This window comes from Aeromicrobium camelliae, assembly GCF_003850045.1.
GTDB classification, from domain to species: Bacteria; Actinomycetota; Actinomycetes; order Propionibacteriales; family Nocardioidaceae; genus Aeromicrobium; species Aeromicrobium camelliae.
Map to the genome: position 1 here is coordinate 123180 of NZ_RQJX01000007.1, position 10751 is coordinate 133930.

General features: G+C 70.1%; 8 protein-coding genes. 7 read left to right on the forward strand and 1 reads right to left on the reverse strand.

All coding sequences use genetic code 11. The annotated features are described in order from the left end of the window. Positions 1-23 precede the first annotated feature (23 nt). Positions 24-1955, forward strand: a complete 1932-nt coding sequence (locus tag EHW97_RS07240; protein WP_124236491.1) for a TIGR03960 family B12-binding radical SAM protein — start codon at positions 24-26, stop codon at positions 1953-1955. A 201-nt stretch (positions 1956-2156) separates the two neighbouring features. On the opposite strand, the gene EHW97_RS07245 is transcribed toward EHW97_RS07240, so the two are convergent. Continuing rightward, the gene (locus EHW97_RS07245; protein WP_166367425.1) at positions 2157-3353 is read right to left on the reverse strand and encodes an MFS transporter; all 1197 of its coding nucleotides are present in this window, start codon (positions 3351-3353) and stop codon (positions 2157-2159) included. Between the two features lie 74 nt (positions 3354-3427). Between EHW97_RS07245 and EHW97_RS07250 the strand changes: the two genes are divergently transcribed. The 6 genes from EHW97_RS07250 to proB all read left to right on the forward strand — a co-directional run bounded on the left by EHW97_RS07250 (position 3428) and on the right by proB (position 10596). Continuing rightward, entirely contained in the window at positions 3428-4204 is a 777-nt protein-coding gene (locus tag EHW97_RS07250) for a TIGR03936 family radical SAM-associated protein (protein ID WP_208001932.1), read from the forward strand. Between the two features lie 165 nt (positions 4205-4369). Further along, entirely contained in the window at positions 4370-7177 is a 2808-nt protein-coding gene (locus EHW97_RS15730; protein ID WP_341770285.1) for an Rne/Rng family ribonuclease, read from the forward strand. 84 nt (positions 7178-7261) lie between these two features. Then, positions 7262-7570 carry a 50S ribosomal protein L21 gene (gene rplU, locus EHW97_RS07260; protein WP_124236509.1) on the forward strand — a complete coding sequence of 103 codons (309 nt, stop codon included), beginning with the start codon at positions 7262-7264 and terminating at the stop codon, positions 7568-7570. Between the two features lie 12 nt (positions 7571-7582). Continuing rightward, entirely contained in the window at positions 7583-7837 is a 255-nt protein-coding gene (gene rpmA, locus EHW97_RS07265; RefSeq protein ID WP_124236494.1) for a 50S ribosomal protein L27, read from the forward strand. A 93-nt stretch (positions 7838-7930) separates the two neighbouring features. Further along, positions 7931-9514 (forward strand): GTPase ObgE, encoded by a 1584-nt coding sequence (gene obgE, locus EHW97_RS07270; protein ID WP_124236495.1) that lies wholly within the window; start codon positions 7931-7933, stop codon positions 9512-9514. Continuing rightward, a complete protein-coding gene (gene proB / locus EHW97_RS07275) occupies positions 9511-10596 on the forward strand; it encodes a glutamate 5-kinase (RefSeq protein ID WP_124236496.1) in 1086 nt (361 codons plus the stop codon). The genes obgE and proB overlap by 4 nt, the downstream gene beginning before the upstream one ends. Positions 10597-10751: the final 155 nt, after the last annotated feature.

Below are 10751 nucleotides of genomic sequence, written 5' to 3' on the forward strand. Positions count from 1 at the left end.
GGCGAGCGCCTACCCTGGACGTCATGTCCGTCGAGTCCGTCTTCCCCCGCCTGGAGCCCCTGCTGCCGAGTGTGAGCAAGCCGATCCAGTACATCGGCGGTGAGCTCAACTCGACCGTGAAGGACTGGGACGAAGCCCAGGTGCGCTGGGCGCTCATGTACCCCGACGCGTACGAGGTCGGCCTGCCCAACCAGGGCGTCCAGATCCTCTACGAGGTCCTCAACGAGCGCGAGGGCATCCTCGCGGAGCGCACCTACGCCGTCCTGCCCGACATGGAGCAGGTCATGCGCGAGCACGGCATCCCGCAGTTCACCGTCGACGCCCACCGCCCGGTGAGCGCGTTCGACGTGCTCGGCGTCAGCTTCGCGACCGAACTCGGTTACACCAACCTTCTCACCGCACTCGATCTGGCGGGCATCCCGCTCCACGCGGTCGACCGCACCGACGACCACCCGATCGTGCTGGCCGGCGGCCACAGCGCCTTCAACCCCGAGCCGATCGCCGACTTCATCGACGCCGCCGTCCTGGGCGACGGCGAGGAGGTCGTGCTCGCGATCAGCGAGGTCATCCGCGAGTGGAAGGACGAGGGTCGTCCCGGCGGGCGCGACGAGGTGCTCGCCCGGCTCGCTGCCTCGGGCGGCGTGTACATCCCGAAGTTCTACGACGTCACGTATCTGCCGGACGGCCGCATCGAGAAGGTCGCGCCCAACCGCGACGGCATCCCGTGGACGATCTCCAAGCACACGCTCATGGACCTCGACGACTGGCCGTACCCGAAGAAGCCGCTCGTGCCGCTCGCCGAGACGGTGCACGAGCGCTTCAGCGTCGAGATCTTCCGCGGCTGCACCCGTGGTTGCCGGTTCTGCCAGGCGGGCATGATCACCCGGCCGGTGCGCGAGCGCTCGATCCAGACGATCGGCCAGATGGTCGACAACGGCCTCAAGCAGTCCGGCTTCGAGGAGGTCGGTCTCCTGAGCCTCTCGAGCGCCGATCACTCCGAGATCGGCGACGTCGCCCAGCAGCTCGGCGACCGGTACGAGGGCACCAACACCTCGCTGTCGCTGCCCTCCACCCGCGTGGACGCGTTCAACATCACCCTCGCCAACGAGTTCAGCCGCAACGGCCGCCGTTCGGGCCTGACGTTCGCCCCCGAGGGCGGCAGCGAGCGGCTGCGCAAGGTCATCAACAAGATGGTCAGCGAGGAGGACCTCATCCGCACCGTCGCCGCCGCGTACTCGCATGGCTGGCGCCAGGTGAAGCTGTACTTCATGTGCGGTCTGCCCACCGAGACCGACGAGGACGTCCTGCAGATCGGCGAGCTCGCCAAGCGGGTCATCGAGACCGGCCGCGAGGTGTCGGGCCGCAAGGACATCCGGTGCACGGTCTCGATCGGCGGGTTCGTGCCGAAGCCGCACACGCCGTTCCAATGGGCGTCGCAGCTCGATCACGAGACCACTGACGAGCGGCTGCGCAAGCTGCGCGAGTCGGTGCAGAGCGACAAGCGGTTCGGTCGCGCCATCGGCTTCCGCTACCACGACGGCAAGCCGGGGATCGTCGAAGGCCTGCTGTCGCGCGGTGACCGCCGGGTCGGCTCCATCATCGAGGCTGTGTGGCGTGACGGCGGCCGTTTCGACGGCTGGAGCGAGCACTTCAGCTACGAGCGCTGGGCGGCCAAGGCCGCCGAGGTGCTCGAGGGCACGCCCGTCGACCTGGACTGGTACACGACCCGGGAGCGGGACTACGACGAGGTGCTGCCGTGGGACCACCTCGACTCGGGCCTCGATCGCGAGTGGCTCTGGGAGGACTGGCAGGACGCCGTCGATCCGGAGGGAGCGACCGAGGTCGAGGACTGCCGCTGGACGCCGTGCTTCGACTGCGGCGTGTGCCCGCAGATGGACCTCGACATCCAGATCGGCCCCACCGGCCAGAAGCTCCTGCCGCTCTCCGTCGTCTGAGGCCCTCCCCGCCGCTCCGGAGGGTCACCGGAGCTTCGCCCGGCCCACTCGCCACTGGCTACTCGCCGAGTGGCGCATTGTGGTGACCGAGTGGCGCAGTATAGGTGCGATATCGGCGGAAACTCCCCACTTTTGCGCCACTCGCGGGTCTCTGAGCCGCGGGGCGCCTCAGGTGCGGGGGGCCCGCCACTCGCGGGGCCCTTACTTGCCGAGGCGGGACTCCAGCGGCGCGGAGCGGGCGATGAAGGTGCCGGCCACCGCGATGACGACGGCGGCGCCGATGAGCACCATGAGCGGGGCGTCCCAGCTGCCGGTCACGTCGTGGAGCAGCCCGGTGCCGAACGGCGCGGTCGCGCCGACGAGGTAGCCCGGTCCCTGGGTCATCGCCGAGAGCGCCGTCGTCCCGGCCGCGGTTGTGGTCCGGTAGCCGATCATGGCGAGCACCCACGAGAAGGCTCCACCGCCGAGCCCGAGCGTGACGGCCCACAGCACCGGGGCGGCGTCGGGCGCGAGGAGGACGCCGAGCCATCCGGCGACGGTCAGCACCCCGAAGGCCACCGGGAGCGCGGGAGTCTCGCCCCAGCGACGGATGAGCCAGGGCAGGGCCAGCGTCATCGGGATACCCACGGCGGTCAGGACGCCGAGCATGAACCCCGCAGTGTCCGGCGCGACGCCACCGTCGCTGAGCATCGCCGCGAACCAGCCGAACTGCGCGTAGGCCCCGCCGGACTGCGCGGCGAAGCACGCCAGCATGGCCCAGGTCAGCGGTGATCGCGCGACCACGCTGAGCGGCAGCGGGTGATCGGACGCCGCCAGGGAACGCTTGACGTCATGGCGCAGCATCCGCAGCCAGGGGAGCAGCGTGATCACGGCCAGCGCAGCCCACATGCCGAGTGCCAGGCGCCAACCGCCGTCCGAATGGGACACGGGCACCGAGATCGTCGAGCCGAGTGTCGCGCCGCCCATGAGTGCGGCGCCGAACAGCGCGCTGAGCAGGCCGATGCGATCGGGGAAGTGCACCTTGACCAGTGGTGGCAGCACGACGTTGCCGATCGCCGCTCCCGACAGCGCCAGGAACGACATCGCGAAGAACAACCAGGGTCCGTCGGCGAGCACCCGCAACGCGACGCCGCTCGCGATCGCCACGAGGGCGACCACGGTCGTGCGGTGCAGACCGAGGTGTCGCACGATCGCGTCCGTCCCCAGGCCGAACACCGCGAAGCAGACCATCGGCAGCGTCGTCAGGAGGCCCGCCGCCGTCGAGCTGAGGCCGAGGTCGGTCTGCAGCGCGTCCATGACGACGCCGACGCTGCTCACCGCCACGCGGAGGTTCAGGGCCAACAGGATGATGGAAGCGCCGACGAGCACGCGGCCCCGGGCGGAGGGTGAGGTGGACATCATCGCCATTCAACCCCGCCCGCCTGACTGCCCGACCGGCAGGTCATCGGGAGTCACGTTCTAGGCTCGACGCCATGAGCAACGACGGCAGCAGGACGCTGGAGGGAACCCCGAATCCGGAGGCCCCCAACCCGCAGTTGCCCATCGTGCAGAAGCTGCGCATCCGGTATGCCAAGCGGGGCCGCCTCCGCTTCACGAGCCACCGCGACTTCGGGCGGGCGTTCGAGCGTGCGGTCCGCCGTGCGGCGCTGCCGATCGGGTACAGCTCCGGCTTCACGCCGCACCCCAAGATCTCCTATGCAGGTGCCTCACCCACCGGCGCGGCCAGCGAGGCGGAGTACCTCGAGATCGGCCTGACGCAGCGGCTCGAGCCCGACACCGTCCGCGAGCGGCTCGACGAGGCGCTGCCCGACGGCCTCGACATCATGGACGTCGTGGTCGCCACGCCCGGCGCGCTCGCCGATCGACTGGAAGCGAGCCACTGGCGCATCCGCGTCCCGGAGCTTCCCATCGAGAACGCGCGGCAGGCGGTTTCCGCCTTCGAACAGCAGGACGAGATCCTCGTCGAACGCATGATGAAGCGCGGTCCGAAGACCTTCGACATCCGCGCCGCCGTCGTGTCCTTGCGCGCCGAGTCCGATCCCGATGAGGCGGCATGTGCGATACTGGACCTGGTCGTACGCCATGGCACACCGTCAGTACGACCGGACGACGTACTCGTCGGACTCCGTTCCGCGTGTGGACTGGCCACCGGGCAGACGCCCGTTGCGACTCGCCTGGCCCAGGGCCCGCTCGACCCGGAGACCGGCACGGTCGGCGATCCGCTCGCTCACGACCGCGACGCTTCTTGACCGAAGCCGACCGCGGCGGGCCGAGCTGGTCGTCGTAGTGACAGGCCGAACGGCGTCCGCCCCTCGATGCGAGGACGCACCGAGGTCGACGACAGACTTGTCGGTCCCGAGGGACCGTTGACCCCAGGCCCGGGGCGCTCAGGCGCATCGGGCGAAGGAGAGCAGATGCTCGACGACGACACCACTGACAACTCCACCGCGGACGACAGCTCGACCGGCCAGCCGGCCGCTACCGAGCCCACGTCACCGACCTCCACGGTCACCAGCACGACCCGCCGCCGCGCGGCCGGCCGACCCGCCGGGCCGCCCGCCGCGCTGAGCACCGACATCTTCGCGCCGCCCACGGCGCGCCCCGCCGTCCCGGAGCCCGACGAGGCCGAGGACGAGGACGACGAGTCCGCACAGAGCACCGAGAAGGCTGCGGCCGAGACCAGCAAGCCCGCCGCCACCATCGCCGCGATGTTCCAGGCTCCACCGGCCGAACTCGCTCCGCCCAAGCCCAAGCCCGAGCGCGTTCCCGAGCCGGACGACGACGCCGACGTCGACGACGCGGACCACGACGGCGATGACGACGACGCCGCGCCCAAGCGCCGCCGCCGCAGCCGCGGCGGTCGCCGCCGCCGCAAGAACGGCGACGACGGTGACGACTCCGGCGACGAGGCCAAGGACACCGACACCGATCAGAACGACGCCGGCAAGCAGTCCGACAACGACGACAACGACGAGGGCAACGGCTCGCCGTCGCGTCGTCGCCGCCGCCGCGCCCGCGCCGGAGAAGACGCCGACACCGCGCCGGACGATCCGGAGAACACCGTCGTCAAGGTCCGCGAGGGCCGCAGCGCCGAGGACGAGATCGCCGGAGTCAGCGGTTCGACCCGTCTCGAGGCCAAGAAGCAGCGCCGTCGTGAGGGCCGCGAGGCCGGGCGTCGCCGCGCGCCGATCGTGAGCGAGGCCGAGTTCCTGGCCCGCCGCGAGTCGGTCAACCGCGAGATGGTCGTGCGTCAGCGTGACGACTACACCCAGATCGCGGTGCTGGAGGACAAGGTGCTCGTCGAGCACTACGTCGCCCGCGAGTCGCAGGTCTCGATCATCGGCAACGTCTACCTCGGCAAGGTCCAGAACGTGCTGCCGAGCATGGAGGCCGCGTTCGTCGACATCGGTGCCGGCCGCAACGCGGTCATCTACGCCGGCGAGGTCGACTGGTCGAACGTCGAGAACGGCAAGCAGCGCAAGATCGAGGACGCTCTCCAGCCGGGGCAGACGATCCTCGTCCAGGTCACCAAGGACCCGATCGGCCAGAAGGGCGCACGGCTCACGAGCCAGATCAGCCTGCCCGGGCGGTTCCTCGTCTACGTTCCCGGCGGCGGCAGCAACGGCATCTCCCGCAAGCTCCCCGACTCCGAGCGCTCGCGCCTCAAGGGCCTGCTCAAGGAGGTGCTCCCCGAGAACGCCAGCGTCATCGTCCGCACGGCGGCCGAGGGCGCCACGGAGGAGCAGCTCACGCGCGACGTGCATGCGTTGAGCGCCCGCTGGGAGGACATCGAGCGCAAGGTGGCGGCCGGCAAGGCCCCTGAGCTGCTCTATGCCGAGCCCGATCTGATGATCAAGGTCGTTCGCGACCTGTTCAACGAGGACTTCGCCAAGCTCATCGTCCAGGGCGACGAGGCCTGGGACATGGTGCAGGGCTACATCGGCCACGTCGCCCCCGACCTGGCCGATCGGCTCGAGCGCTGGGACGGCGACAACGACGTCTTCGCCGAGTACCGGCTCGACGAGCAGATCCACAAGGCCCTCGACCGCAAGGTCCACCTGCCCTCGGGCGGTTCGCTCGTCATCGACCGCACCGAGGCGATGACGGTCGTCGACGTCAACACCGGCCGGTTCACCGGCTCGGGCGGCAATCTCGAGGAGACCGTCACCAAGAACAACCTCGAGGCGGCCGAGGAGATCGTCCGCCAGCTCCGCCTGCGCGACATCGGTGGCATCATCGTCATCGACTTCATCGACATGGTGCTCGAGAGCAACCGCGACCTGGTGCTGCGTCGCCTCGTCGAGTGCCTCGGGCGTGACCGCACCCGACATCAGGTCGCCGAGGTGACGTCGCTCGGCCTGGTCCAGATGACCCGCAAGCGCATCGGCACGGGACTTCTGGAGTCCTTCAGCCACGAGTGCGAGCACTGCAAGGGCCGTGGCGTCGTCATCGCCGACGAGCCGGTCGAGCCGAAGAAGGACGAGGCGCGCCGGCGGCGTGGCGGCCGCGGCGGCAAGGGTCGGGGCAATAACGGCAACGGCGAGAAGCAGCAGGACGCTTCAAGCGAGCGGAAGGCTGACGCCACGGCCGAGCAGAAGGCTGAGGTCGCCGCGGAGCAGAAGGCCGAGGCCACCGCGGAGCAGGAGACCCCGGTTCAGGGCAAGGCCGAGGGCGGCAAGCGCAACCGGCGTCAGTCCAAGCCGGTCGAGCAGGCGGCCGACGAAAGCGCCGACTCGACCGCGGAACCGGCGCCCCAGGACGCGCTTGCGACGAGCGAAGCCTCCGCTGAGGCGACCGTCGAGTCGCAGGACTCGCCCGAGCAGCAGGAGGCGCAGACGGCGGCACAGCCCCGTGCCCGCGCGTCGCGGAGCCGCCGCAAGCCCAAGGCGGACCAGGCCGCGGACGCGGCGCAGTTGCCGCTCGATCAGCCCGAGGCCGCCGCGACTCCCGAGGTCGCTCAGCCCCAGGCCGTCGAGCCGCAGGCCGAGCCTGCGGTCGGGGCGGACGCCGCGTCCGAGGACACGGGCGCTGACTCGCCCGCGGAGCCCGCCGCGGTCGTCGTGACCCGTCCCAAGCGTGCGCGGAAGCGGGCCACCCGGCCTGCCGCAGCGCCCGAGCCCTCGACTCCGGTCGAGGATGCGGCCCCGTCGCGCTCCGAAGAGCAGGCGGCTCCGGAGGGCGGAACCGGCCCCGTTTTGACCGAGGATGGGTCGGGTCAGTAGAGTAGACAGTCGGTGCGCCCCGGCGCGCCGTTCTCGTGCGTGTCACACGCACCCTGAACAGACATTCGAGTGAGGAATCCCGTGGTGTACGCAATCGTGCGCAATGGCGGCGGCCAGGCCAAGGTCGCGGTCGGCGACGTCATCGAGATCGACAAGGTCAAGGCCACCGAGGGTGACAGCGTCACGCTCCCCGCGGTGCTGCTGGTCGACGGCGACAACGTGACGTCGGACGCCGACGCGCTCGCCAAGGTCACGGTGAACGCCGAAGTTGTCGGCGCCACCAAGGGCCCCAAGATCGTCATCCAGAAGTACAAGAACAAGACCGGTTACAAGAAGCGCCAGGGTCACCGTCAGAAGTACACCCAGGTCAAGATCACCGGCATCGAGAAGTAAGGGTCGAGGGACATGGCACACAAGAAGGGCGCAGCCTCCACCAAGAACGGTCGCGACTCCAACGCCCAACGCCTCGGCGTCAAGCGTTTCGGCGGCCAGCAGGTCAACGCCGGTGAGATCATCGTCCGCCAGCGTGGAACCCACTTCCACCCCGGCGTGAACGTCGGCCGTGGTGGCGACGACACGCTGTTCGCGCTGTCGGCCGGTGCCGTCGAGTTCGGCACCAAGCGCGGCCGCAAGGTCGTCAACATCGTCCCGTCGGAGTGACGTCGCAGACTGACTCACATCGACGAGAAGGGGTAGTCCGCGCACGCGGGCTACCCCTTCTGTCATTTCTCTTCCGCTGCTAAAGGAGCACCCATGGCCATCCCGACCTTCGTCGACCAGGTGACGCTGCACGTCCAGGCCGGCAACGGCGGCCACGGAGTGGCGTCCGTCCACCGCGAGAAGTTCAAGCCGCTCGGCGGGCCCGACGGCGGCAACGGCGGCCACGGCGGCGACGTCATCGTGCGCGTCGACCCCGACGTCACGACGCTCATCGACTTCCACCACGAGCCCCACCGCAAGGCCGGCAACGGTGCACCGGGCGCGGGCTCGCACCGCAACGGCGCGAACGGCGACGACCTCGTCCTGCGCGTTCCCGACGGCACCGTCGTGCGCGATCGCGGTGGCGAGGTGCTGGCCGACCTCGTCGGCGCCGGCACCGAACTCGTCATCGCGGCCGGGGGCCGCGGCGGTCTCGGCAACGCGGCGCTGGCCTCGAGCAAGCGCAAGGCGCCCGGCTTCGCGCTCAAGGGCGAGCCGGGCGAGGAGCGCACGGTCACGCTCGAGCTGAAGGTCGTGGCCGACATCGGCCTCATCGGCTTCCCCTCGGCCGGCAAATCCAGCCTCATCGCGGCGCTGTCGCGGGCACGTCCCAAGATCGCCGACTACCCGTTCACCACGCTCGTTCCCAACCTCGGCGTCGTGAAGGCAGGCTCGACCACCTTCACGGTGGCCGACGTCCCCGGCCTGATCGAGGGCGCGAGCGAGGGCAAGGGCCTCGGCCACGACTTCCTGCGCCACGTCGAGCGCTGCGCCGCGCTCGTCCACGTCATCGACTGCGCGACGGTCGAGCCCGGCCGCGACCCGCTGACCGACCTCGACATCATCGAGAACGAGCTGGCGCGCTATTCCGAGCTCGCCGGCGTCGACCTCTCGGACCGTCCGCGCCTCGTCGCCCTGAACAAGGTCGACGTGCCGGACGCGGCCCAGATCGCCGAGTTCGTCAAGGCCGATCTCGAGGCGCGCGATCTCGACGTCTACGAGATCTCGGCGGCGAGCCACGCGGGACTCAAGGAGCTGTCGTTCGCGATGGCCGAGATCGTCGAGGCGCGCCGCGCCGCGGCTCCCAAGGTCGAGGCCACCCGGATCGTGCTGCGCCCGCCGGCACCGTCGGGCGTGGACCAGGAGTTCACGATCGAGCAGCGCGGCAACCAGTGGCTCGTGCGCGGCGATAAGCCGCGCCGCTGGGTGCGCCAGACCGACTTCACCAACGACGAGGCCGTGGGCTTCCTCGCTGACCGCCTCAACCGCCTCGGTGTGGAGGACGAGCTCCTCGCCCGGGGCGCTCAGCCGGGTGACGACATCCTCATCGGTGACGACGACGATGCCGTCGTGTTCGACTTCGATCCGACCATCACGGCCGGCGCCGAAGTGCTCGGTCGTCGCGGTGAGGACCTGCGGCTGGAGCAGAACACGCGCCGCACGACGCGTGAGCGCCGTGAGCGACTCGCCGCCAAGCGTGCCTGGGAGATCGAGGCGAGGGCGGCGCGTCAGCGAGGCGAGGAGCCGCCCCCGCGGCCCGAGGGTCTCGACGAGTTCGACGACGAGGACGAGGACGACGATCTTCTCGAGTGGTCCGCAGAGGAGGTCTACGACCTGGACGAGGGGGACCGGCCGTGAGCCGGCTCGTCGTCAAGGTCGGGTCGTCCTCGTTGACGACGCCCGACGGTCACATCGACCCCGACCGCATCGGCACGGTGGTCGACGCCGTCGCCCGCGCCCGTTCCGCAGGCGACGAAGTCGTCCTGGTGAGCTCCGGTGCGATCGCTGCCGGCCTCGGTCCGCTGGGCCTGCGAACCCGTCCGCGCGACCTCGCGACGCAGCAGGCGGCCGCGAGCGTGGGGCAGGGCGCCCTCGTGGAGTTCTACGGCCGGCGGTTCGCTCAGCACGGCTTGCGGGTCGGACAGGTCCTGCTCACGCTCGACGACGTCACGCGCCGCAGCCACTACCGCAACGCGCACCAGACGTTCGCGAAGCTCCTCGAACTGGGGGTCGTGCCGATCGTCAACGAGAACGACACCGTCGCGACGAGCGAGATCCGGTTCGGTGACAACGATCGGCTCGCCGCCTTGGTGTCGCATCTGGTCCATGCCGACGAGTTGGTGTTGCTCTCGGACGTCGACGCGCTCTACACGGGTCATCCTGACCTCCCCGCGTCGCGTCGCATCGAGATCGTCGGGGGAGACGAGGACCTCGCTGAGGTCGATGTGAGCCGGGTCGGCTCTGCCGTGGGGACCGGAGGGATGGTCACCAAGGTCGAGGCCGCGCGTATCGCGACGGCCGCGGGTATCCCCGTCGTGCTCACGAGTGCGGCGTTGGCGGGGGAGGCGTTGCGCCATGAGTCGGTGGGCACCCGCTTCGTCCCGACGGGCAAGCGCCGGCCGACGCGATTGCTGTGGCTCGCGCATGCGAGTGAGACCAAGGGACGGTTGACGCTCGACGATGGAGCCGTCCGGGCCATCACCGAGCGCAAGGCGTCGTTGCTGGCCGCCGGCGTGGCTGCGGTCGACGGCACCTTCACCGCCGGTGACCCCGTCGACCTCGTGCGGCTCGACGGCACCGTCGTCGCCCGCGGTCTGGTCAACTTCGATGCGCGTGAGCTGCCGACGATGGTCGGACGCTCCTCCCATGAGCTCGTCGAGCTGCTCGGACCGGAGTACGAGCGCGAGGTCGTCCATCGCGACGATCTGGTGGTCCTCTGACGAATACGCCTGTCGTTCCAGCGCGGATCGACAAAGGGGTACCCCCGGTTTGACGGCCTCTGAAGGGCCCGTGTAATGTAGTTCTTGTTGCTGAGGGCGACGGAGCGCAAGGCCGGAAGGCGGGGCGCTCGGCCTCAGGAGCCACCTCTACCGAA